This is a genomic window from Synechocystis sp. FACHB-908, from assembly GCF_014698595.1.
Lineage (GTDB): Bacteria > Cyanobacteriota > Cyanobacteriia > Cyanobacteriales > Microcystaceae > Synechocystis.
The window spans coordinates 93,529-115,984 of sequence record NZ_JACJTH010000027.1 but is presented as its reverse complement, the minus strand read 5'-3'; the positions used below and the strand labels follow the sequence as shown (position 1 = coordinate 115,984).

Sequence of the window (22,456 nt, the reverse complement as noted above, 5' to 3'; positions counted from 1 at the left end):
AATTAATGAAAACTAGTCATTTTCTCAGTTTAATTCGCCAGGAAAAACGGCAATTTGCGGTGATTGGCCTGGGTCGGTTTGGTCGGGCAGTGTGCGAAACTCTCCATGTCAATGGCTATGAGGTGTTGGGCATTGACCAAGATCCCAAACTGGTGGCGGAAGTGTTGGCGGATCGGGTGGTGGGTAACGCCATTAGTCTCGATTCCACCGATGATACGGCCCTACGGGAGGCTGGCATTTTTGAGATTGAAACGGTGATTGTGGCGATTGGTAATTACCTCAAAGAAAGTATCATTACCTGTCTTAACCTCAAGGAAGGGGGCGTAAAATCGGTTGTAGCTAAGGTTTCTTCCGACACCCACGAAAAAATCCTCAAGCGCCTGGGGGTTGATTTAATTATTTTTCCCGAGCACAAAGCCGGCCAAGATTTAGCCTATACTCTCACCACCCCGGCGATCGTTGACCGGTTTAAGTTAGATCCCAACAACAGCATTGTAGAAATTCTCGTCCCCGAAGAATTTTGTGATAAAACCTTGGCCGAACTGCAACTGCGCAAAAACCATGGCGTCAGTGTTCTGGCAGTGGGCCATGAAGAAAAATTTAAAATTAACCCCCCTCCTCAGGAACGATTACACCGGGGGATGATTCTAGTCCTCCTAGGTTCTAACGAAGACATCGGCCGCCTAGTTTAGTTTTTAGGTATTGCTTTTGCGATGACAAATTTCTTTCAACTGAGAATAAATAAAAAATTAAATTAGAAACTCATGAAATCTATAGATGCCTATGCAATTTTCTATTTTCGAGTTAGAAGAATTGGAAAAATCTCGCCGATATTAGTAGATTTTTAGTAATAAGACTTAGCGAGAAATCATCATTTTACTGGTGAACTTTCAGTTATTTAATCGCAGCTTTGAAGATTTTATTTTTTCTTGGCTATAACTTCAATCAATGGGAGGATAACATTTTTTTTGTTACTAACGTAAAAATGGTAGCAAGAGCTATTTTGCTGCAATTAATTCTTTTGTTATTTTCAAATAACTTAATACATGCACAGGAAATAGATCTTGAAGAAAATAACTCTTCAGATCAAGATATTCCAGTGACTGTAAGCAATCTACCTATTAATCAACATTCAAAACCGGTGTTAATCCAGGAAAATACTCTAATCGATCCGAGCAATTTAGAATATGAAGAAAAAATCATTCATCTTGAAACTAATTTTGAATTAAGCTCCAATTCATCCCTAACATTAAGCTCTTTCATTTCACCTATATTAATAAAAGAAGATTATCTTGTTGTATCAAATGAAAGCCCTCACTCAAATCTAGAACTAAGTCTTGCTTCACAAGGTTATCAGCAGACGAATGAGCAGAATATTCTCCATGACTTGGATCATAATGAAACAATCATTGACTCTCCTGTAAACTGGTGGAATTTAACTGACAAATATTTAGCTCTTTCTCCTTTTTCTTGGCATATAGACTACACAGAACCGGATGTTAATAATTTTCCTATGGGGGCTGGAGCTGCCTACGATTTTGAAATTATCAATCCTAATTATGGTTTTTTCAATCACCTAGTCCAAGATTCCATCGTTAGTTTAGAGTTTAATATTTTTAGAGATTCTGATTTTGGCTATCCAGCGGGCTACGTTGGTCTTAGTTTAAGAAGAAATATTTTTGCCAGTCCCATTCAGGTGGGCTCTGCCATTGGATTGCTCCATACAACCCAACTCCAAGAATTATCGGGCAGTCCGGTGCTTCCTTTTATGTTGCCCTTCCTACAAACTGACTTTGATATTCCAGTCAATTTACGAATAGTTTATATTCCATCTTTTGCGGACTACAATAGCCAACAAGTTTTCTTTACTTTAATGATCAAAGTTAATTAATATTAAACCTGTAGTTCCGATAAAACTATGGGAGTATTTTACTCTATCGAAACTCTCCCTCTTGGGCAAGCCGAGTGGAATGGGGAAATTTCATCTGATTATTAGACCCCAGTACGATAATGGCAACCCACAGTGAAAACCAATAGTGATAACTAAACGATCGCCGATCGCCGTTTAGCCATCGAACAGACTTGATAGTCGAGTTTAGAAAGCCCTTGACGAGGATTGAACTCGTGACCTCACCCTTACCAAGGGTGTGCTCTACCACTGAGCTACAAGGGCAAAAGGGATGGGCCGAGCTGGATTTGAACCAGCGTAGGCATAGCCAGCGGATTTACAGTCCGCCCCCATTAACCACTCGGGCATCGACCCATTGCTTTCACGATTAGCCATCATAACACCTTATTGTTGATGGTCAAAATATTTTTTTCTGGGTTGGTCAGATTTTTGTCTGGTTTGCTGGGAATCGCTTCCTGTGTCGGGATTGGTTACCCTAGGATTGGCTCGGTGCCGTGGTTTAATAGTGGCACCCACTGTCCCTCTCTCTCTAGTTCTTTGGGGTTTATGAACAAACGCCGCATTATTGAAGTTCTCCGCCACGGTCAGGCCGATGACCAAGTAATGGTTCAGGGATGGTTACGCACTAAACGAACCCTCAAGGATTTTAGTTTTGTAGAAGTTAATGATGGCTCTAGTTTGGCTAACCTCCAAGTGGTGCTGGATGGAAGTTTAGCGGATTACGATCGCCTATTATCCCAATTACAGACAGGGGCAGCGCTGGTGGTGGAGGGAAAATTGGCCCCTTCGCCGGGAAAAGGACAACGGGTGGAGTTAAAAGCAACCAAACTCGAATTGTTGGGGGGAGCAGACCCTGGCAGTTATCCCCTCCAGAAAAAACGTCACAGCTTTGAATTTTTGCGGACCATTGGCCACCTGCGCCCCCGCACCAATACCATCGGTGCAGTTATGAGGGTGCGTAACGCTTGTGCCACCGCCATTCACCAATTTTTCCAGGAAAGGGGTTTCCTCTGGGTCCACACCCCGATCATTACCGCCAGTGATTGTGAAGGGGCAGGGGATTTGTTCAAGGTCACCACATTGGATTTACAAAGGGTGCCCAAAAATGGCGAGGGCATTGATTACAGTCAGGACTTTTTTGGTAAACAGGCCTATCTAACGGTGAGTGGCCAACTGGAAGCGGAGGTGATGGCCCTAGCGTTTCAGAATGTTTACACTTTTGGTCCCACTTTTCGGGCGGAAAATTCCAATACGTCCCGGCACCTGGCGGAATTTTGGATGGTGGAACCAGAAATGGCCTTTTGTGACCTAGAAGGCGATCGCCAATGGGCAGAGGAATTTCTGAAGTACATTTTTAAATTTGTGCTGGAAAAATGCCCAGAGGATATGGAATTCTTTGACCAACGCATTGACAATACAGTGTTAGCCACCGCGGACAATATTATTAATAATGAATTTGCTTGGTTGACCTACAGCGAAGCAATTAAATTACTGGAAAAGGCGGATCAAAAGTTTGAATATCCCGTTGCCTGGGGAGTAGATTTACAGTCGGAACATGAGCGCTATTTAGCAGAAACCGTGTTCAAAAGACCAACTATTGTGACGGATTATCCTAAAGATATTAAAGCTTTCTATATGCGCTTAAATGATGATGGCAAAACCGTCGCTGCTATGGACATTTTAGCCCCCAAAATTGGTGAAATTATCGGCGGTTCCCAACGGGAAGAACGACTAGATATATTAACTCAACGAATGCAGGAACAAGGGGTCCCAGAAGAAGATCTATGGTGGTATCTTGACCTACGTCGTTATGGTTCTGTACCCCATGCAGGATTTGGTCTGGGCTTTGAGCGCATTGTCCAGTTCATGACCGGCATGGCTAATATTCGGGATGTGATTCCTTTTCCCCGCACTCCCATGAATGCAGAATTTTAAAGATTTGAGGAATTTTAGTCATTGAAAAGCTTGAAAATCTGTGATGTTCTTGTCTAAAACCTTGACCAGCTTGGGGCAGTGGCCCCATTCTTTGCCTCGCATTTCCCTCATGGACCGCTATGTGGCCAGGCAACTGATTCCCCCATTTTTATTTAGCGTCGGGGTGGTGGCCAGTTTAGGGCTGGCGATCGGTAATTTGTCCGATTTAGGCAACAAAATTGTTGAAAAGAATCTCCCAGTGGCCAAGGCGGCAGAAGTACTACTGCTTAAAGTTCCGGAGTTCCTCGCTTACTCTTTACCTGTGGCGGTGATGCTAGCTACGATGATGACCTTTGGTCGCCTTAGTGGAGATTGTGAAATCATTGCCATTCGTAGTTGTGGCGTAAGTTTGTACCGTCTGATCCTGCCGGCGGTGGTATTGAGTCTGCTGGTAACGGGCTGGGCCTTTGTGTTGACTGAATGGGTAGTGCCGGTGGCTAACTATCGAGCTACCAGTATCCTCATTGAATCCATCGATGAGGAGCATCCTTTTTGGCAAAATCGGGATGTTTTTTACCCTGAATTTGAAGAAATTAAGCTCGATAATGGTCAAACGGCACGGCGGTTAAAAAGTTTAGTTTATGCAGAAAAATTTGACGGCAAAGAAATGCAAAACTTAACAGTATTGCAATGGACAGAAAACCATCTTAAACATATTGTGCTTTCCGATAATGCCACTTGGAATAATGACAATAAACGCTGGGATTTCTTCCATGGTACTGTGTATCGCTTGACGGAAACCGAGGATTATCAAGAGGCGGTTCCCTTCACCAATAAACAGATTGCTTTACCCCAATCGGCCTTTGATTTTGCTCGCCAGGGACGAGATCCCTACGAAATGACCATTGCCGAAGCCCAGGACTATATCAAAATTTTGAAGTTAATTGGCGATGAAAAGAAAACTCAATTTTTTCAGGTTAGGACGGAACAAAAATTAGCTTTTCCCTTTGTTTGCATTGTATTTGCGGTGGTGGGTTCGGCGATCGGAGCTAGGCCCCAAAGGATAAGTCGGGCCACGGGCTTTGGTTTAACCATTGTGATTATTTTTGCCTACTACATACTGGGATTTTTCAGTGGTAGCTTAGGCATTGTTGGGTTAATTTCTCCCACTTTGGCTGCCTGGCTGCCGAATTTTGTCGGTTTGGGAGTGGGAATTTGGCTGTTATATGAGTTTAACCAGGGTTGAAGTTTACTCTAAAAATCTTCTAAGCCAGTAGTTTTGAGGGGGATTGAGTTGAATTTTCAGGGCTTTCTGGTGTCTAATAGGAACAGTTAAGGGAATAAAAAGAAAGGTCAAGACTTGGTTTGCCAACACATTTTTAAATACCTGTTAAATACCTTGGGCAGCACTTCGCAATTGTTCAATTTCCTCTGGGTTTAACTGCCACCCCAAGGCTCCGGCATTCTGTTGAGCTTGGGAAGCATTTTTTGCCCCCGGAATGGGAATAACATTTCCTTGGGCTATGAGCCAATTGAGGGCAATTTGGGCAGGGGTTTTGTCATGTTTATCTGCCAGGGTATCCAAGAGGGTAAGTAAGGGAGCTAATTTTCGCAATCCTTTGGTACTAAAACGGGGGTCAAGACGGCGGGCACCCTGGAGACTGGGAGAATTTTCGGGGCGATATTTGCCGGTGAGTAGCCCCTGAGCTAGGGGACTATAGGCCAAAATAGTGACGTTGAGCTGGCGGGCCTGGGTCAAAATACCGTTGCTTTCAATCTCCCGGTTGAGCAAAGAATAGGGAACTTGATTGCTAGCGAGGGGAATGCCTTGGGCTGCTAAACATTCGTGGGCGATCGCCATTTGCTGGGCGGAATAGTTACTAACTCCTACGGCCTGGATACGACCCTTTTTGACCTCGGCGGCCAACACGGCCATGAAATCCGGTGTTTTGAGCCAAAATTCTAGGGGCCAATGGATTTGATACAAACAAATGGTGTCCATTTGCAAACGTTCCAGACTGGCAGTTAAAGCTTTAGTGATGTCAGAACGCTGCCAACGCCATGGCAAGGGAAAGTATTTAGTCGCAATTTCCACTTTTTGGGTTTTTTCTCGGCAAAAACGGCCAATGAGGCGCTCTGATTCCCCAAAACCATAAATTTCAGCAGTGTCAATTAAGGTAACTCCGGCCTCCAGGGAAGCATGAAAAGCCCCCTCTACTTCTTGCGGGCCAAAGTCCTTACCGTAGGCCCAAAACAGGGTGTCTCCCCAGGACCAAGTACCCAAACCCAGGGGAGCAATGGAGGGGCCGTTGGGGCCAAGGCGAATAGTTTCCATGGGGGGGTTGAAAGAAATCTAGAACTAGCTCGCAAAACTGAGCCATATTTTCCCCGATGATAAACCAGTATTTCTGGAAAAGCTTGCCCACAGAGGGGAGAGGATGGGGAAATGGGAGAATGATTTTAATTGTTTAATTGATCGTTCGAAAACAGCGGAACCAATCACAAGGGCAAATGACCATGGCTAACTGGGAAAACTTTCTCAAAAATTTAGGGGAATGGCAGGGCAGTTTTACCCGCTTATCTCCCCAAGGAGAAATATTGAGCAATACTCCTTCCATACTCACCCTGGAAGGATTGGATGATGACAAGTTAGTCAAGTTTCGCCTGCGGCGCTACGATAATCCCGATTACCAAGACCCTCCCACTCAGGACTATAGCCAGGATTACCGTTCCCTAGGGCGACAAATCATTTTCTTTGGCACCGGTGCTTTTTCCAAAGGGCCATGGCAGTTGGCTCCCTTCAGTGAGTTTGGGGCGGAATTTGGCTTTGTGGATGGCGATCGCCGTATGAGATTCGTGCAATTGTATGACAAAGGATTAAGCTTAGCTAGCCTGACGTTTATCCGAGAATTTCGCCGGGGGAGTGATGCCCAGGAAAGACCAGCATTAAAGGTGGAGCAACTATTGGGCACTTGGCAATGCCAGGTTTATACTGGCTACCCCGACTGGCGAGAACCGGAACTGAGCACTATGGAAATTAGCCTGAGTCAAACGGGGGATTCCGTGGAACAACGGGTGACTGTGCAAGGACAAACTTCAGTGATGCAAGGGAAAGTGATGGGCGATCAGATTCATTTTCTTGGCCCCAACCCCAGCAAGGTTTTACTACTACCAGACGGCGCTTCTTCTTGCACCCCCGATCGCCTGCAATTGGGACAACCCTTTTCGGGGGAAGTGGGCTGGTTGGTGCGCCCCAACGAACGACAAAGGCTGATCCGTTACTATGACAATAGGGGGGCTTGGACCCATTCCGCTTTTGTTGTTGAGCATCGTCAGTAGGTGCCGGTTTCCTTTCACCAGCCGCTATGAAAAATCGCTTTGTTGCCCTAATTTTTGCCCTTTTGTTTGGCAGTTTTGGACTACATAAATTTTATCTAGGCCATATATTTGCGGGCATAGCCTATCTCATCTTTTCTTGGACAGGTATTCCCACAATATTGGGGTTTATTGATGTGATTATCCTTGGCACCATGGATGAGAGAAAGTTCAATGCCATCTACAACCACAAACATTACCTAGCCTCCCCTCCTACTCCGATAGTTACGCCCCCGCCAGTTAACACCACAGAACGGCTGGATGTGCTGATTATTAAAACCTGTGCCGCCAAGGCGATCGGCGCGACAGTCAGTGAATGTATTGTGGCCACTGGCGAAGATCCCCAAAAGGTGAAAGAAACCATTGATGTTCTTTGTCGTAAGGGGTTCCTATTGCCGGATAACCGGGAAGGGGACTATGCAGTGGTGTACCGACCAATTTAGCCAGTGTGGGCTAGAAGTCCAGATTATCCCAACTCTTTGTTACGAAATTCTTCTATCCCGTGGGGAATGGTTTTAATCATCTGATCCCGGAGAATTTGGCCGTCCTGGAAAGAAATGATTCGTTCTCCATGGCTAGCCACATCAGCTTCGTGGGTGACCACCACAATGGTAATGCCCGTGCTATGGAGCTGTTCAAAAATGGCTAACACTTCCTCGGTGGTGTGGGAATCCAATGCTCCAGTGGGTTCGTCGGCCAGCAGCAACAGCGGCTCGTTGACAATGGCCCTGGCGATCGCCACCCGTTGTTGCTGTCCCCCGGACAATTGATTGGGACGGTTATGTAACCGTTGACTCAGACCAACTCTAACCAAGGCGGCAATGGCCTTTTCCTTCCTGGTTTCCGCTGGTATGCCCGCATAGATCATTGGCAACATGACATTTTCCAGGGCGCTCATCTGGGGCAACAGGTAAAATTGCTGAAAAACAAAGCCAATTTTGCGGTTACGAATTTTGGCCAACTGATCGGCACTCAAACCGGATACATCTTCCCCGTCAAGAAAATAGTGCCCCAGGGTAGGACGGTCTAGGCAACCAATAATATTCATCATGGTGGATTTCCCCGATCCGGAAGCCCCCATAATGGCGCAGTAACTCCCCCGTTCGATCGCCAAACTAACATCGGCCAAGGCCCTGACCTCCGTTGGCCCTGCCCCATAAATTTTTGATACTCCCTCTAGGCGTAGTAGTGCATCACTAGGGTGGGAATCCTGGCGATCGCCTTTGCTGTCCGGGGAGTAAATCACTAACGAGTTTGAATCAAGCATGGGAGCTATCTAGAGCGAACGGCAAACAACAAGAATATTAGTTGTGTTTATCATCATAACGACTTTGATGTTCTAGAATTTTCCTGGGGGACTGCCCAGTAACAGGAACAATAGCCTATCAATAACTAGCTAATAATTATAGTTTTTGCTCACTTCCCCTAGCTGATCTCGACTAATTCTGACTTTTGCCTGGAGAAACCACCATGCGCTGCCCTTGGCTATTAATTCTTAGTTTTTTTTTCTTTCCTGCCCTGCCTATAGCCAAGAACAGGTAGAAATTATTGATAGCGCCGTCGGAGAGTTGGAAGCGGGGGATTTAAGTGCGGACAATGGAGTAATTTTTGACCTTTATCCCCTCAAATTAACGGCGGATCAGCCCGTCTTAATTTACCTAGAAAGCCAAGATTTTGATCCTTATTTAATCTTGATGGATGGGGAAGGTAATAAGTTGGCAGAAAATGATGATTTATATGACACTAATGCGGGGATTTTAATCAATCAAATCGATCCCCAAGGGTATGGGGTAGTGGTTACTAGTAATAAATCAGGGGTAACGGGAAAATATAAACTGCAAATTATTCTGCCCGATGCTAACCAACTAGTCGAAATCCAAGGGCATCAATCCTTAATTAAAGCCCAGGCCATGATGGATGAAGGTTCAAAGGAATCCTTACTCCAGGCCATCGAATTATTTACCCAAGGTTTGGAATTTTATCGGCAAATAGGCATTGTTAATCGGGAAACAGTATTTGCTCTCAATCGTTTAGGCACCATCTATTCTGACTTTGGCGAAAAATCCCAAGCTCTGGCCTATTATGAACAAGCGATTCCCTTGGCCCAACAGTTGCAAGATAAGGCCCTAGAGGGAGCTACCCTAAATAATATTGGTAGTATTTATAATGCCTTAGCAGATCGAAAAAAAGCCATTGATTTTTATCAACAGGCTCTGGTTTTAATCCGTCAAGCTGGCGACAAAACCGAAGAAATGACCACCATTAATAACTTGGGAGTAGCCTACGATAACTTAGGAGAAAGTGAAAAAGCTTTGCAATATTACGCTGAAGCCCTAGCCTTAGGAAAAAGCCTCAATGATTTAGAAACCATCGGCACTAGCCTCAGCAATATTGGCTTGGCTTATAACAACTTAGGAGAAAGGGAGAAGGCACTGGAATATTACCAAGAAGCCCTAACCATGTCCCGTTCAGTGGGCGATCGCCAGGGGGAAGCAGTGCGTTTAAATAACATTGCTTTGGTGTACGATGGCTTTGGCGAAAAGGATAAGGCTCTGCAATATTACATCGAATCTTTAATCATTGCGGAGGCGGTGGGGGACCAATCCCTCCAAGGTTCAGTCATTAGTAACATCGCCTTAGTTTTAGATGGATTGGGGCAAAAAGCCCAGGCCCTAGAATATTATCAACAGGCTTTGGAGTTAGCCCGATTGGTAGGTGATCGCTCTGGGGAAGGGATACGACTAAATAATATTGCATTGCTCTATGATAGTGTTGGTGAAAAAGATGAAGCTTTAACCTACTACAAAGAAGCCCTAAAAATATCCCAAGAAACTGGCGATCGCCTGGTGGAAGGAGCAATTTTGAGCAATATTGGTTACGTGTATGACGGCTTGGGTGAACTTAATCAAGCCATGGACTATTATCAACAAGCGTTAGTCCTACGTCGGGAAATTAAAGACCGGGATGGGGAAGCTTTAACCTTAAATAATATTGGGACAATTTACTATGCCCGTGAGGATTATGACCAGGCATTAAATTACTACGAACAGGCTTTGTCCCTCAGTCGAGCAGTTAAAAATGTGGGGCTAGAAGCAACCATTCTCAGCAATATTGGTTACGTCGAATTTGATCAAAGAAAATATGACAAATCTACCTTATTTTTAACCCAAGCTATCGATTTATTTGAATCAATTAACAGCGAAGATTTAAGTGATGAACTAAAAGTTTCCTACTTTGATACCTATCTGTACAATTATTTTCGTTTACAGGAAAGTTTAATTGCCCAAAATGAACCCGCTGTAGCTTTGGAAGTTGCTGAACGGGGCCGGGCCAGGGCCTTAGTAGAACTGCTCAATAAACGTTTTGCCCGAGATGCTAATTTTATCCCCACCGAAAAACCCACCATTGCCGCCCTGAAAAAAATTGCTGGCGATCGCCAAAGTACCCTGGTCACCTACGCTCTGATTCCCACCAAGGATCTCGCTTCCCCAATCAAGCTGTACATCTATGTCATTGCCCCCAACGGCACCATGGAATTCCGCCAGATGGACTTCAACCAAGATTTGCAAGACGTGGATTTTGTGCAGTTACTCCAAACCACTAGACAATCCGTCACCAGGCGATCGCCTTCTGATATCATTGCCCGCCGCACCGCCCAGGAAGCCAGCGCCTCCCTACAACAACTTCACCAAATTCTGATCGACCCCATTGCCGACCTGTTACCCAACAATGCCGATGCCCCTATTATTTTTATTCCTCAGGGAGCCTTATTTGGCATTCCCTTTCCCGCTCTCCAGGACAGTAATGGTCAGTATTTAATTGAGAAACACACCATCCTCACGGCCCCTTCCATCCAGGTACTAGCCCAAACGGCCCAACAAAAACAACGGCTCAAACAGCAGGCATTAAATCTGACCCCGGCCCTAGTGGTGGGCAATCCCTACCCCTATCCCGATAACCTCGATAATTTAACCAATGCCGCTAATGAAGCAAAACAAATTGGTCAACTGTTGGGGGTGCAACCCCTAATCGGTAAACAAGCTAGGGAAGCAGCGGTCTTGGCCCAAATGCCCCGGGCTGAAGTGTTGCATTTTGCCACCCATGCCAGCTTTGACGAGCAAAACGGTTTGGAAAGCGCCATTTACCTGACGGCGGAACCGGACCAAAGCAAAGAAGATTTACTGAGCACCCCGGGGCGCATCACAGCGGCGGAGATTTTTGACCATTTTGAAACTAACCCCCTCCATGCGGACATTGCCATCCTTAGTGCCTGTGACACAGGCCAGGGAGAAATCACCGGCGATGGGGTAATCGGCCTTTCCCGTTCCCTAATTGCGGCGGGGGTACCAAGTATTTTGGTTAGCCTCTGGAGTGTGGATGATGCTTCCACAGAAAAACTGATGACCGAGTTTTACCAAAAATGGCAACAGCAGGGATTAGGCAAAGCCGCTGCCCTCCGCCAAGCCATGCTCCAACTCAAGGAAGAGTATCCGGAGCCCTATTATTGGGGCGCTTTTACCCTAATCGGGGAAGCAGAGTAATTATTCTTTTTCCCTGGGCCTGGGGAAATTAATCCATTGTCAAAGCCACTTTTAAGGAAAATTTGACCGGTTAAATTTCCATCTGGAGATATTTAGCCACCGTTTGTACGTCCTTATCCCCGCGGCCGGAGCAGTTGATCACAATCCGCTCGCCATTTTTCAGTTGCGGGCAGAGAGTCTCTAGGTAGGCAAAGGCATGGGCAGTTTCCAGAGCAGGAATAATTCCTTCCAATTGCGATAATCTCTGCAAAGCGGTGATCGCCTCTTGGTCGGTGACACTGTAATATTCTGCCCGTCCCGCATCCTTGAGATAGCTATGTTCTGGGCCCACACCGGGATAATCTAAACCAGCACTAATGGAATGGGCTTCCGTTACTTGACCCTCCTTATCCTGGAGTAAATAACTCATGGCCCCATGTAACACCCCCGGTTTACCCATGGTTAAAGTGGCCGCATGCTTACCGGAGACAATGCTTTCCCCTGCCGCTTCGATACCAATTAACCGCACTGCTGGCTCATCAATGAAATCGTAGAACAGCCCCATGGCGTTGGAGCCGCCCCCCACACAAGCCAGCAAGATATCCGGCAGACCGCCCCATTTTTTCAATGCCTGTTGGCGAGTTTCCTGGCCAATGACCCGGTGGAAGTCCCGCACCATCATGGGGTAAGGATGGGGTCCGGCCACAGAGCCAAGAATGTAATGGGTAGTTTCCACATTGGTGACCCAATCCCGGATTGCTTCAGAGGTAGCATCCTTGAGGGTTCCAGTGCCCGCTGTGACTGGTTGCACCCTGGCCCCCAGCAAATTCATGCGAAAGACATTCAGCTTTTGCCGCTCCATATCCTGCACCCCCATGTAGATGATGCATTCCAAGCCAAAGCGAGCACACACCGTAGCCGTTGCCACCCCGTGTTGACCAGCACCAGTTTCGGCAATGATCCGCTTTTTCCCCATGCGTTTGGCAAGGAGAACCTGGCCCAGGGCGTTATTAATTTTGTGGGCCCCCGTATGGTTTAAATCTTCTCGTTTGAGGTAAATCAAAGGATAGGTTCCGTCGGGACGGGCGTAATGGGCGCTTAATCTTTCCGCAAAATATAGGGGAGAGGAACGGCCCACATAGTCTTTTAATAACCCCGCTAACTCTTCCTGAAAGGAACTCTCCGCCCGGTAGCGATAGTAAGCTTCCTCCAACTCCGTCAGAGCCGGCATTAAAGTTTCAGGCACATATTTGCCGCCATAATTGCCAAAACGACCCAGGGCGTCGGGATACTGATGACTAGGGGCAGAAAGAGGGGAAGTAATGTTCACGGACAGTCAGGAAGGGAATTGGGAAAGTTTTATGGTCGGGTCAATTTGTAACAGCTATTGGGGAGCTAATACAGCGGTTAAATAGGGTCACTGGCGGAAGGACGACGGTTAATTACCTGGTCAATCAAGCCATATTCCTTCGATTCCTCAGCGGACATAAAGAAATCCCGTTCCGTATCGGCGGTAATTTCCTCTAGGGATTTGCCAGTGTGGTTGGCCAAATGTTGGTTAAGTAGTGCTTTAAGATAAAGAATCTCTTTGGCTTGAATTTCAATATCCGTGGCTTGGCCCTGGGCTCCCCCTAGGGGTTGGTGAATCATGATGCGGGAGTTGGGCAAACTCATGCGCTTACCTTTGGCTCCAGCACTAAGGAGAAAAGCCCCCATGCTGGCCGCTAAACCGATGCAGATGGTACACACATCGGGGCGGATCTGGTTCATGGTGTCGAAAATTCCTAGTCCTGCCGACACCGAGCCTCCGGGGGAGTTGATGTAAAGATAAATGTCTTTTTCCGGATCTTCCGCTTCCAAAAACAGCAGTTGGGCAACAACTAAATTGGCGTTCTCATCCCGGACTTCTTGCCCCAGGAAGACAATCCGCTCCCGGAGTAGGCGGGAATAAATATCAAAGGCGCGATCGCCACGCCCAGACGTTTCAATGACGGTTGGAATCATGGGGAGATGGTGTTGTTACCGTAGTATTCTCCCTAGATTGTGCCATATTCTCCGCTTCTAGGGATTGGGAGCCAGGGGATTAGGCAGGGGTAATAACTTGATGGTGTAGATATTCCAGCAATTGGACTAGAACTGCGCCCATGGTGGCAAATCTAGCTTGGTTATCGGCCAAAATAGTGGTGGCATCCTGCACAAAGGGGCCAAGGATCAATTCATCAGCACAATTGTCTACTAAAGCCTGGGCCGCTGTGGGGGTAGTTTCCAAATGGCATTGCAGACCGATCGCCGATCGCCCAATTTGGAAAGCCTGATGCTGACAAGCTTGGCTGGAGGCAATTAACTCTGCCCCTGGGGGTAAATCAAAGGTTTCACCGTGCCAGTGGAAAACTTCAAGGCTGGGGGGAAACTGGAATGAACCTGACTGTGATTTACCTTCTTGCCCCATGATGGGAAACCAGCCAATTTCCTTGACAGCGTTGGGATAAACTTTTGCCCCTAGGGCATTGGCCATGAGTTGGGCCCCCAGGCAAATACCTAATATCGGTTTCCCAACGGCGATCGCCTGACGGATGAATTCCTTTTCCTGCACCAACCAGGGATATTGCGCCTCATCGTTGACACTCATGGGGCCGCCCAGGACAATCAACAGGTCAATGGCGTCCAAAGAAGGAAGGCTAAAAGATGGCTGAAAAAAAGCGGTTTGACTGATGGCGTAACCTTTAGCCCTGAGCCAACGTTCAATGGCACCAAGATTTTCAAAGGGAACGTGCTGGAAAAAGTGAGCTTGCATATGGTAATTTTCTGGAAATATTCTGGAAATGCTACGGAATTACCCAAGCCAGTGCCGAGGAACGAAATTATTTATAGACCACTGGCGATCGGCATGGTAACAGTAGGTTCCATTAACCAACTGCATTGATTCTAACTAGATCACTCCATTGGGCAACGGCGTTAATGCACTGACTAAATTGACAGGAAATAAGTTACATCTATGACCATTGAACTGTCTATTGTGATTCCAATGTACAACGAGGAAGATAACCTTGAGCATTTATTTGCCCGTTTGCTGGAGGTGCTGACTCCCCTCAAAATTACCTACGAAATTATTTGTGTTAACGACGGTAGTAAGGATAAAACCCTCAAACAATTAATTGATTGCTATCAAAGTAATCGCCAAATTAAGATTGTTAATCTGTCTCGTAACTTTGGCAAAGAAATTGCCCTTTCCGCTGGCATTGATTACGCCCAAGGCAACGCTGTTATTCCCATCGACGCCGACCTGCAAGATCCACCGGAATTGATCCATGAGTTAGTTGATAAATGGCGGGAAGGTTATGATATTGTCTATGCCACCCGTCGTTCACGGCAGGGGGAAACGTGGGTAAAACAATTCACCGCCAAAATGTTTTACAAAGTGATTGGGCGCATGACGGAAATTAAAATTCCTCCCAATACTGGCGATTTTCGTTTAATGGACCGCAAGGTGGTTAATGCGATTAAGCAGCTACCGGAAAGAACTCGCTTTATGAAAGGTTTATTTGCCTGGGTGGGTTACCGCCAAACTTTCGTTTTATTTGATCGGGAACCCCGCTTCCAAGGACAAACAAAATGGAACTATTGGAAACTCTGGAATTTTGCTTTGGACGGCATTTTTTCTTTTAGTTTACTTCCCCTCAAAGTCTGGACTTACCTTGGATCAATCATTTCACTGTTATCCTTAGCCTACGCTAGCTTTTTGATTTTGAAAACCATAACCCTTGGTGTTGATGTGCCAGGCTACGCCTCCCTAATGGTGGCTATCTTATTTCTTGGGGGAGTGCAGTTAATTAGTTTAGGCGTGATTGGGGAATATTTAGGTCGGGTTTATGAAGAAGTAAAAGCTAGACCTTTATATTTAGTTAGTGATCTTTGGGGACTAGAATATTTGCCATTGGAAAAACTTAATTAGGCGGAAATATGGCATTTTTATGGCCATTGATTACCCTGGAAGTTAGTGTTGATAGTCGATAAATTCTATTGTATAAATCACTTAGGGCAACTAATCTAATATACTGGTTACATCGGGGCTTATCATGGGGCATTATTGTCCAGCCCAGCCCTTAGTTTTTGATTATTTAACGTTCACTTCCCCTAACATCATCGTCCATGGTATCGATTCTGACCCAACTTAATGATCACTTTGCCCAAGCTCTGGAAGGTCAGTTTCCATCTGATGTTACCCTACCCACTCCCCTAGTGGTACCGGCTTCCAATCCTAAATTTGGTGATTTTCAATGCAACATTGCCCTGCCCTTAGCTAAGCAGTTGGGTCAACCGCCCCGGGCGATCGCCATGGAGATTGTGGATAAAGTTAATTTAAGCGAAATTTGTGAACCGTTAACCATTGCTGGGCCAGGTTTTATTAACATCAAGTTATTGCCTGATTATCTGGGGGAACAATTAATTAAACTTCAGCAAAATCAACAGTTAGGAGTGTCATTAGTTAAAGGCGAAGAACGGATAGTGGTAGATTTTTCAAGTCCCAATATTGCGAAGGAAATGCATGTGGGTCATCTCCGGTCTACCATTATTGGGGATTGTTTAGCTCGGGTACTGGAATTCCGAGGCTATGATGTTTTGCGCCTCAACCACGTGGGAGACTGGGGCACCCAATTTGGTATGTTAATTACCTATTTAAAAGAGGTTTATCCAGAGGCATTAGTGACTGCGGATGCGCTGGATATTGGCGATCTAGTCACCTTTTATAAGCAAGCTAAACAAAGATTTGACCAAGATGAACAATTTCGGGAAACTTCCCGTCAAGCGGTGGTTGCGCTCCAGGCAGGGGATGCGAAAAGTATTAAAGCTTGGCAATTACTTTGTGAGCAATCTCGACGGGAATTTCAACTGATTTATGACTGCTTAGATATCACCATTGAGGAACGGGGAGAATCATTTTATAATCCCTTTTTGCCCGGTGTGGTGGAACTATTGCAGGAAAAAGATTTGCTGGTGGAAGATAACGGTGCTCAATGCGTTTTCCTCGATGGCTTTACTAATAAGGACGGCGATCGCCTACCGTTAATAGTGCAAAAATCCGACGGGGGTTATAACTATGCCACCACGGACTTGGCCGCATTGAATTATCGCTTAAACACCGATGGCGCTGAGAAGATCATTTATGTCACCGATGCGGGGCAAGCTAATCATTTTGCTCAATTTTTCCAGGTAGCTGAAAAAGCTGGCATTCTGACTGACCCGACTCAAGTAGTCCATGTGCCGTTTGGTTTGGTCAAGGGGGAAGATGGCAAAAAACTAAAAACTAGGGCGGGGGACACCATTCGTTTAAAGGATTTGCTAACGGAAGCCGTAACTCGAGCAAGACAGGATTTAGAAACCCGTTTAACAGCAGAAGAACGATCAGAAACTGAAGAATTTAAGACGGAAGTTGCCCAACGGGTGGGCATTGGGGCAGTGAAATATGCCGACCTTAGCCAAAATCGCACCAGTGATTATGTGTTTAGTTTTGACAAAATGTTGGCTCTCCAGGGCAATACGGCTCCCTATATGCTCTATGCCTACGCCCGCATTCAAAGTATTAGTCGGGAAGGGGGCATTGATTTTGCTCAGATGGACAGCGGTGAAATTGTGTTGACTGAACCAACCGAGTTAGTTTTGGCTAAAAATCTTTTACAATTTGCTGACGTAATTGAAACGGTGGAAATTAGTTTATTACCCAATCGCCTTTGTGATTATCTTTACGAATTAAGCAAAGTTTTCAACCGTTTTTACGAAAATTGTCCAGTATTGAAGGCAAGCGATCCCCAGCGCGGTTCCCGTTTATTGCTCTGTGATCTCACAGCCAGAACGCTGAAATTGGGTCTGTCTTTATTGGGCATTCCGGTTTTAGACAGGATGTAGCATGAATAATAATTCCTTGACTGATTTAGACCAAACTTTAGATATTATTAGCGCGATTCAAGAAGATTTAAATTATCAGCAAGCCCAGGCTAGTTTGACGGCGATCGTTGAACAAATTGATCTCGATACTACGGAAAAACAGGGACTGGAAAAGGAAATTAGCCACCTCTGTACCATGCTAGAAAATTTAAACCAAGGAGTAGTGCAAATTGCGGCTTTTGGTTTAGTGGGAAGGGGGAAATCTTCCCTGCTCAATGCTCTTTTAGGTGAGCAAGTTTTCACCACTGGGCCAGTCCATGGTGTTACCCAGACCCAACAATCTGCTTCCTGGCAACTGAACCAAGCTGACGGATTGTCCACCGTTACCATTTCTGGTTGGGGCAATGCCCAATTACAATTAATTGATACACCGGGCATTGATGAAGTAAAGGGTCAAGAACGGGAACAATTGGCGATCGCCGTGGCCCAACAGGTAGATTTAATTTTGTTTGTCATTGCCGGGGATATGTCCCAAGTGGAATTCCAAGCCTTGTCCCGATTGCGGGCGGTGGGCAAACCCATGTTGCTAGTATTTAATAAAATTGATCAATATCCGGCGACGGATCAGCAATTAATTTATGAAAAAATTCGCGATGAACGGGTGAAAGAATTATTGTCTCCAGAAGAAATTGTCTTAGTTTCTGCCAGTCCCTTGGTGACAGAATTGAGGGAAAATACCCAGGGAAAATTGGAGCGTTACCAATATCGGGGGGAAGCAAAAGTTGATAATTTGCGCTTAAAAATCATTGATTTATTGCAACGGGAAGGGAAATCTTTAGTAGCTTTAAATACTTTACTTTGTGCTGATAATCTGAATGATAAATTAGTGCAACAAAAAATGCGTTTGCGGGACAGCCAAGCCAATACCATTCTCCAAAAAGCAGTAATGGTCAAGGCGACGGCCATTGCTCTCAATCCGGTGACCGTGCTGGATTTATTCAGCGGAGCAGTGGTGGATGTGGCTCTGATTATTTCCCTTTCCAAGCTGTATGGTTTGCCCATGACCCAAACGGCGGCGATCGCCCTGTTGCAAAAAATTGGGGTGAGTATGGGGGGCATCACTGCCAGCGAATTTTTGGCGGGGTTGGGCCTTAGTTCCCTCAAGGGTTTACTCGGTTTGACGGTGCCCTTAACCGGGGGATTGGCCTTGGCCCCCTATATTTCCGTTGCCCTCACCCAAGCTAGTGTGGCCGGAGTGTCCACCTTGGCGATCGGTCAAGTGACCAAAACCTATTTAGCCAATGGGGCCGCCTGGGGAGAAACGGGGCCAAGGACAGTGGTGCGGGATATTCTCAACTCTTTGGATCAAAATTCCGTTATGGCCCGCATTAAGCAAGAACTGCAGGAAAAATTAACTCCAGAAAGAATTGTGTCCCCCTCTCCTTGACCATAGTTACAGCCAAAAAAGAAGGAAAACAATCATCCCTAAGATTGATAAACTGGGATATTACAAGAGTTATTGATACTTTTAGGGTTTTGCTTTGCCCCCGGTTGTTGTAGCTCCGATGTCCGACCAGTCCGACTAAATTTTATCTGTATTAAAAATCCCCCTGCCATGCTCTCCACTGAAATGCCCCTTCCAACCACCGGAAGCACCTTATTAAAAACCCCGGCCTCCCCCTCCCCCAACCAAAATCTTTTACCGTTGACGGCCGTTATTAATAAAAACGGTGAACTAGAAATTGGTGGTTGCTCCGTCCCAGCCTTGGTGGAACAGTTTGGTTCTCCCCTCTACATTTTGGATGAAACCACCCTGCGGCAAGCGGCCCAGCAGTATCGTCAATCCTTCCAAGCCCACTATCCGGGTTCCAGTCAAGTAATCTACGCTTCCAAAGCCTGGAGTTGTTTAGCCGTAGTGGCGATCGCCGCCCAGGAAGGGTTGGGATTTGATGTCGTATCCGGCGGGGAATTATTCACCACGGTTTCAGCCCTGAAGCAATTAGGCTGGGACGAAGCTGAGATTGCAGAAAAAATTTACTTCCACGGCAATAACAAATCGGTGCAGGAACTCCAAGAGGCGATCGCCATTAACTGCACCATCATTGTCGATAACTGGTTGGAACTGGAAACCCTGACCAAACTAGCGGCCGACTCAGGGGCACCGGTAAAGATTATGTTGCGCCTCACCCCAGGCATCGAATGCCACACCCATGAATATATTAAAACGGGGCATCTGGACAGCAAATTTGGCTTTGATCCCAACCAACTAGAAGCGGTTTTCACCTACATTGCCCAACAACCCTCACTCCATTGTCTCGGACTCCATGCCCACATCGGCTCCCAAATTTTTGAGCGTCAACCCCACAAAGATTTAGGGGAAGTGTTAGTGCAATGGTTTACCAAAGGCTTGACCTACGGCTTGCCCCTGACGGAATTGAACATCGGCGGTGGCCTAGGGATTTGCTACACCGAAAGTGATGATCCCCCCAGTATCGAAGAATGGGCCCAAGTGGCGGCCATCTCCGTTGCCAAAGCCTGCGATCGCCAGAACATCCCCTACCCCAAACTGATTGCTGAGCCGGGACGTTCCCTGGTGGGGTCTGCCTGTGTAACGGCCTATCGGGTGGGAGGGCGTAAAGTTGTGCCCAATATTCGCACCTATATTTCCGTCGATGGCGGCATGTCCGACAATCCCCGCCCCATCACCTACCAATCGGTGTATCGCGTTGCCCTAGCCAACCGGATGAACGACGAAATTACCGAAACTGTCACCGTGGCCGGGAAACATTGTGAGTCCGGCGATATTCTCGTTAAGGATGTGGCCCTACCCGCCGCCGAACCAGGGGACATTATGGTAGTGGCTGCCACTGGTGCTTATAACCACAGCATGGCTTCCAACTACAACCGTTTAGGTCGCCCCGCCGCTGTACTAGTAAACCAAGGACAAGCAAACCTGATTCTGCAACGGGAAACCTACACCGACCTATTGCGCCAGGATTGTCTACCCAACCGTCTACTGTCCTAAACCTTTCCCTACCCCCACCCTAACGACCATCTCCCCTTACCCATGTCGGGCTTTCCCCCGGATCTTACTTCCCTGCTCCCCTTTTTCCATGGCGCCCTCGATCTTGGTTTAGTCATCGGTTTGTTTTACCTACTAAGCCGGGTCTTTGGCGAAAATCAAATCCTGTGGATTATGCGGGGACTGTTGGTGTTGATGGTGGCTCAACTGGTGAGCGATCGCCTGCATTTAGAATTGTTGAAATTTGTGCTGGAAAAATTTGTCTTGGGTACAGCAGTGGCCTTGGCAGTGATCTTCCAGGCAGAACTGAGGCGATTTTTAGAACTGCTTGGCCAGGGGAGATTTTTAGAATTACTGCGGCGGCGTAGTTCTAGCCCCCCCAGCACCGATGCCATTGACGAAATTGTCGATGCGGTCAAGGAACTGTCCCAAAATCGGATTGGCGCCCTCATGGTGATGGAAGCCCAGGGCATTCTAGACAGCCGTATTTTCCTCAATCGGGGAGTCGCCATTGACAGTAAGCTGTCGAAGGAATTGTTACAAACCATTTTCCAGCCCAAAACCTTGCTCCACGATGGGGCCATTTTTATCAGGGGCTCCCGCTTAGTAGCCGCCGGGGTTATTTTGCCCCTCTCAGAACGCAGTGCATCCCGCCAGTTGGGCACCAGGCACCGGGCCGCCATGGGCATTACCGAAAAAAGTGAAAATTGTCTTTGTATTGTCGTTTCCGAGGAAACCGGCTCCATTACCCTGGCCCAGGGGGGAAATCTCAACCGTCCCCTCACTAGCAGTAAACTAAAGGAATTGCTAGAAACTGAATATGCCCCCCCCACGGAGCGGGAGTCCGTTACCCCCCAACTTAGCCGCCTGAGCCGTAGCCTGAGTAACCAAAGTTGGGGAATACTCAGGCGTTTGCTTTGGCTGCCTTCCTCAACTGCCCAAAACGACAAAAAATGACTATTAAACCTGTCATCTTAGAAACATTACCGCCGGATTTGGACCAGCAACGGTTACCCCAACATGTGGCGGTCATCATGGATGGGAATGGCCGCTGGGCAAAACAAAGGGGTATGCCAAGGATTATGGGCCATCAACGGGGGGTGGACTCCCTAAAAAATTTGTTGCGTTGTTGCGATGATTGGGGCATTGCGGCCCTGACGGCCTATGCTTTTTCTACCGAAAATTGGGGCCGTCCCCTGGAAGAAGTGGAATTTTTGATGACCCTGTTTGAGCGGGTGCTACGGCGGGAATTAAAGGAAATGATGGCGGAAAACGTCCGCATTCGTTTTGTCGGTAATCTGACTTCCCTGCCCCGTTCCCTCCAGGATGAAATTGCCCGCTCCATGGAAGATACCAAAAACAATACGGGGATCCGCTTCACTGTGGCCACCAACTACGGCGGCCGCCAAGAAATTGTCCATGTCTGCCAGGCGATCGCCAGGGAAGTACAATCGGGGAAATTAGACCCAGAAACCATTGATGAAGGGGTGGTGGAAAAATATCTCTATACCGAAGGTTTATCCCATCCCGACCTGCTTATCCGCACCAGTGGAGAATTGAGAATCAGCAACTTTTTGCTCTGGCAAATGGCCTACGCCGAAATTTACGTCACCTCCACCCTCTGGCCCGACTTCGATCGCCAAGCATTCCATTTAGCCCTACGAGACTATCAACAAAGACACCGTCGCTTTGGTAAGGTTTAGATTCACTGCCCAGAAATTAAATTTGACTGGTTCCACTGGCCCATCAGGCCGGCCAAAATCGTAAAGTGTAAAGGTTAAACAAACTTTAAACCGCCTGCGATAAAATCAACTAGTTTTCTTGAGCCTTTGC

Annotated in this window: 20 protein-coding genes and 2 tRNA genes; 14 read left to right on the top strand and 8 right to left on the bottom strand. The window is 46.7% G+C overall.

The window, feature by feature from the left end; all coding sequences use genetic code 11:
- The first annotated feature begins 5 nt into the window (after positions 1 to 5).
- Positions 6 to 692, top strand: a complete 687-nt coding sequence (locus tag H6G46_RS09715; protein WP_010874070.1) for a TrkA family potassium uptake protein — start codon at positions 6 to 8, stop codon at positions 690 to 692.
- 218 nt (positions 693 to 910) lie between these two features.
- The gene (locus tag H6G46_RS09710) at positions 911 to 1,891 is read left to right on the top strand and encodes a hypothetical protein (protein ID WP_020861966.1); all 981 of its coding nucleotides are present in this window, start codon (positions 911 to 913) and stop codon (positions 1,889 to 1,891) included.
- Between the two features lie 210 nt (positions 1,892 to 2,101).
- On the opposite strand, the gene H6G46_RS09705 is transcribed toward H6G46_RS09710, so the two are convergent.
- The 3 genes from H6G46_RS09705 to H6G46_RS18660 form a co-directional block, all read right to left on the bottom strand.
- A tRNA-Thr gene (locus H6G46_RS09705) sits at positions 2,102 to 2,173 on the bottom strand.
- 8 nt (positions 2,174 to 2,181) lie between these two features.
- A tRNA-Tyr gene (locus H6G46_RS09700) sits at positions 2,182 to 2,263 on the bottom strand.
- Positions 2,264 to 2,293: 30 nt separating this feature from the next.
- The gene (locus tag H6G46_RS18660) at positions 2,294 to 2,425 is read right to left on the bottom strand and encodes a hypothetical protein (protein WP_255345222.1); all 132 of its coding nucleotides are present in this window, start codon (positions 2,423 to 2,425) and stop codon (positions 2,294 to 2,296) included.
- A gap of 30 nt (positions 2,426 to 2,455) precedes the next feature.
- On the opposite strand from H6G46_RS18660, the gene asnS reads away from it, so the two are divergent.
- Entirely contained in the window at positions 2,456 to 3,844 is a 1,389-nt protein-coding gene (gene asnS / locus H6G46_RS09695) for an asparagine--tRNA ligase (protein WP_010874068.1), read from the top strand.
- A gap of 43 nt (positions 3,845 to 3,887) precedes the next feature.
- A complete protein-coding gene (locus H6G46_RS09690; protein ID WP_041425860.1) occupies positions 3,888 to 5,069 on the top strand; it encodes an LptF/LptG family permease in 1,182 nt (393 codons plus the stop codon).
- Between the two features lie 144 nt (positions 5,070 to 5,213).
- On the opposite strand, the gene H6G46_RS09685 is transcribed toward H6G46_RS09690, so the two are convergent.
- Positions 5,214 to 6,158 (bottom strand): aldo/keto reductase, encoded by a 945-nt coding sequence (locus H6G46_RS09685; protein ID WP_010874066.1) that lies wholly within the window; start codon positions 6,156 to 6,158, stop codon positions 5,214 to 5,216.
- A gap of 182 nt (positions 6,159 to 6,340) precedes the next feature.
- Here H6G46_RS09685 and H6G46_RS09680 point away from each other — a divergent pair, with 182 nt between their 5' ends.
- Together H6G46_RS09680 and H6G46_RS09675 are read left to right on the top strand one after the other, a co-directional pair.
- A complete protein-coding gene (locus H6G46_RS09680; RefSeq protein WP_020861968.1) occupies positions 6,341 to 7,162 on the top strand; it encodes a DUF3598 family protein in 822 nt (273 codons plus the stop codon).
- A 26-nt stretch (positions 7,163 to 7,188) separates the two neighbouring features.
- The gene (locus H6G46_RS09675; RefSeq protein ID WP_010874064.1) at positions 7,189 to 7,641 is read left to right on the top strand and encodes a TM2 domain-containing protein; all 453 of its coding nucleotides are present in this window, start codon (positions 7,189 to 7,191) and stop codon (positions 7,639 to 7,641) included.
- 23 nt (positions 7,642 to 7,664) lie between these two features.
- Here H6G46_RS09675 and H6G46_RS09670 read toward each other — a convergent pair whose 3' ends face one another.
- The gene (locus H6G46_RS09670) at positions 7,665 to 8,465 is read right to left on the bottom strand and encodes an ABC transporter ATP-binding protein (protein WP_010874063.1); all 801 of its coding nucleotides are present in this window, start codon (positions 8,463 to 8,465) and stop codon (positions 7,665 to 7,667) included.
- A gap of 301 nt (positions 8,466 to 8,766) precedes the next feature.
- Between H6G46_RS09670 and H6G46_RS09665 the strand changes: the two genes are divergently transcribed.
- On the top strand, positions 8,767 to 11,739 hold the full coding sequence (locus tag H6G46_RS09665; RefSeq protein ID WP_020861970.1) for a tetratricopeptide repeat protein: 2,973 nt from the start codon (positions 8,767 to 8,769) through the stop codon (positions 11,737 to 11,739).
- Between the two features lie 70 nt (positions 11,740 to 11,809).
- On the opposite strand, the gene trpB is transcribed toward H6G46_RS09665, so the two are convergent.
- The 3 genes from trpB to H6G46_RS09650 form a co-directional block, all read right to left on the bottom strand.
- On the bottom strand, positions 11,810 to 13,048 hold the full coding sequence (gene trpB / locus H6G46_RS09660) for a tryptophan synthase subunit beta (protein WP_010874061.1): 1,239 nt from the start codon (positions 13,046 to 13,048) through the stop codon (positions 11,810 to 11,812).
- A gap of 77 nt (positions 13,049 to 13,125) precedes the next feature.
- On the bottom strand, positions 13,126 to 13,722 hold the full coding sequence (clpP, locus tag H6G46_RS09655) for an ATP-dependent Clp endopeptidase proteolytic subunit ClpP (protein WP_010874060.1): 597 nt from the start codon (positions 13,720 to 13,722) through the stop codon (positions 13,126 to 13,128).
- Between the two features lie 79 nt (positions 13,723 to 13,801).
- Positions 13,802 to 14,512: a gamma-glutamyl-gamma-aminobutyrate hydrolase family protein gene (locus tag H6G46_RS09650; RefSeq protein WP_010874059.1), complete on the bottom strand. Its 711-nt coding sequence runs from the start codon at positions 14,510 to 14,512 to the stop codon at positions 13,802 to 13,804.
- Between H6G46_RS09650 and H6G46_RS18655 the strand changes: the two genes are divergently transcribed.
- From H6G46_RS18655 to uppS, 7 genes are all read left to right on the top strand, one after another.
- Positions 14,513 to 14,641: a hypothetical protein gene (locus H6G46_RS18655; RefSeq protein ID WP_255345218.1), complete on the top strand. Its 129-nt coding sequence runs from the start codon at positions 14,513 to 14,515 to the stop codon at positions 14,639 to 14,641.
- A 72-nt stretch (positions 14,642 to 14,713) separates the two neighbouring features.
- On the top strand, positions 14,714 to 15,670 hold the full coding sequence (gene gtrB, locus H6G46_RS09645; RefSeq protein WP_010874058.1) for a glycosyltransferase GtrB: 957 nt from the start codon (positions 14,714 to 14,716) through the stop codon (positions 15,668 to 15,670).
- Positions 15,671 to 15,867: 197 nt separating this feature from the next.
- On the top strand, positions 15,868 to 17,622 hold the full coding sequence (gene argS, locus H6G46_RS09640; RefSeq protein ID WP_010874057.1) for an arginine--tRNA ligase: 1,755 nt from the start codon (positions 15,868 to 15,870) through the stop codon (positions 17,620 to 17,622).
- A 1-nt stretch (position 17,623) separates the two neighbouring features.
- The gene (locus H6G46_RS09635; protein WP_010874056.1) at positions 17,624 to 19,048 is read left to right on the top strand and encodes a GTP-binding protein; all 1,425 of its coding nucleotides are present in this window, start codon (positions 17,624 to 17,626) and stop codon (positions 19,046 to 19,048) included.
- A gap of 168 nt (positions 19,049 to 19,216) precedes the next feature.
- A complete protein-coding gene (lysA, locus tag H6G46_RS09630) occupies positions 19,217 to 20,626 on the top strand; it encodes a diaminopimelate decarboxylase (protein ID WP_010874055.1) in 1,410 nt (469 codons plus the stop codon).
- A gap of 42 nt (positions 20,627 to 20,668) precedes the next feature.
- Positions 20,669 to 21,580 carry a diadenylate cyclase CdaA gene (gene cdaA / locus H6G46_RS09625; protein ID WP_010874054.1) on the top strand — a complete coding sequence of 304 codons (912 nt, stop codon included), beginning with the start codon at positions 20,669 to 20,671 and terminating at the stop codon, positions 21,578 to 21,580.
- Positions 21,577 to 22,326, top strand: coding sequence for a polyprenyl diphosphate synthase (uppS, locus tag H6G46_RS09620; protein ID WP_010874053.1), 750 nt, complete (start codon positions 21,577 to 21,579; stop codon positions 22,324 to 22,326). Before cdaA ends, uppS begins: the two co-directional genes overlap by 4 nt.
- Positions 22,327 to 22,456 lie beyond the last annotated feature (130 nt).

Bases quoted from the DNA above. Each gene is read 5' to 3' on its own strand.
- H6G46_RS09675 (WP_010874064.1), top strand. From the start codon at position 7,189: ATGAAAAATCGCTTTGTTGCCCTAATTTTTGCCCTTTTGTTTGGCAGT.
- H6G46_RS09635 (WP_010874056.1), top strand. From the start codon at position 17,624: ATGAATAATAATTCCTTGACTGATTTAGACCAAACTTTAGATATTATT.
- asnS (WP_010874068.1), top strand. From the start codon at position 2,456: ATGAACAAACGCCGCATTATTGAAGTTCTCCGCCACGGTCAGGCCGAT.
- lysA (WP_010874055.1), top strand. From the start codon at position 19,217: ATGCTCTCCACTGAAATGCCCCTTCCAACCACCGGAAGCACCTTATTA.
- argS (WP_010874057.1), top strand. From the start codon at position 15,868: ATGGTATCGATTCTGACCCAACTTAATGATCACTTTGCCCAAGCTCTG.
- H6G46_RS09650 (WP_010874059.1), bottom strand. From the start codon at position 14,512: ATGCAAGCTCACTTTTTCCAGCACGTTCCCTTTGAAAATCTTGGTGCC.
- H6G46_RS09715 (WP_010874070.1), top strand. From the start codon at position 6: ATGAAAACTAGTCATTTTCTCAGTTTAATTCGCCAGGAAAAACGGCAA.
- gtrB (WP_010874058.1), top strand. From the start codon at position 14,714: ATGACCATTGAACTGTCTATTGTGATTCCAATGTACAACGAGGAAGAT.
- cdaA (WP_010874054.1), top strand. From the start codon at position 20,669: ATGTCGGGCTTTCCCCCGGATCTTACTTCCCTGCTCCCCTTTTTCCAT.
- H6G46_RS09690 (WP_041425860.1), top strand. From the start codon at position 3,888: ATGTTCTTGTCTAAAACCTTGACCAGCTTGGGGCAGTGGCCCCATTCT.
- H6G46_RS09670 (WP_010874063.1), bottom strand. From the start codon at position 8,465: ATGCTTGATTCAAACTCGTTAGTGATTTACTCCCCGGACAGCAAAGGC.
- clpP (WP_010874060.1), bottom strand. From the start codon at position 13,722: ATGATTCCAACCGTCATTGAAACGTCTGGGCGTGGCGATCGCGCCTTT.
- H6G46_RS09685 (WP_010874066.1), bottom strand. From the start codon at position 6,158: ATGGAAACTATTCGCCTTGGCCCCAACGGCCCCTCCATTGCTCCCCTG.
- H6G46_RS09680 (WP_020861968.1), top strand. From the start codon at position 6,341: ATGGCTAACTGGGAAAACTTTCTCAAAAATTTAGGGGAATGGCAGGGC.
- uppS (WP_010874053.1), top strand. From the start codon at position 21,577: ATGACTATTAAACCTGTCATCTTAGAAACATTACCGCCGGATTTGGAC.
- H6G46_RS18655 (WP_255345218.1), top strand. From the start codon at position 14,513: ATGGTAATTTTCTGGAAATATTCTGGAAATGCTACGGAATTACCCAAG.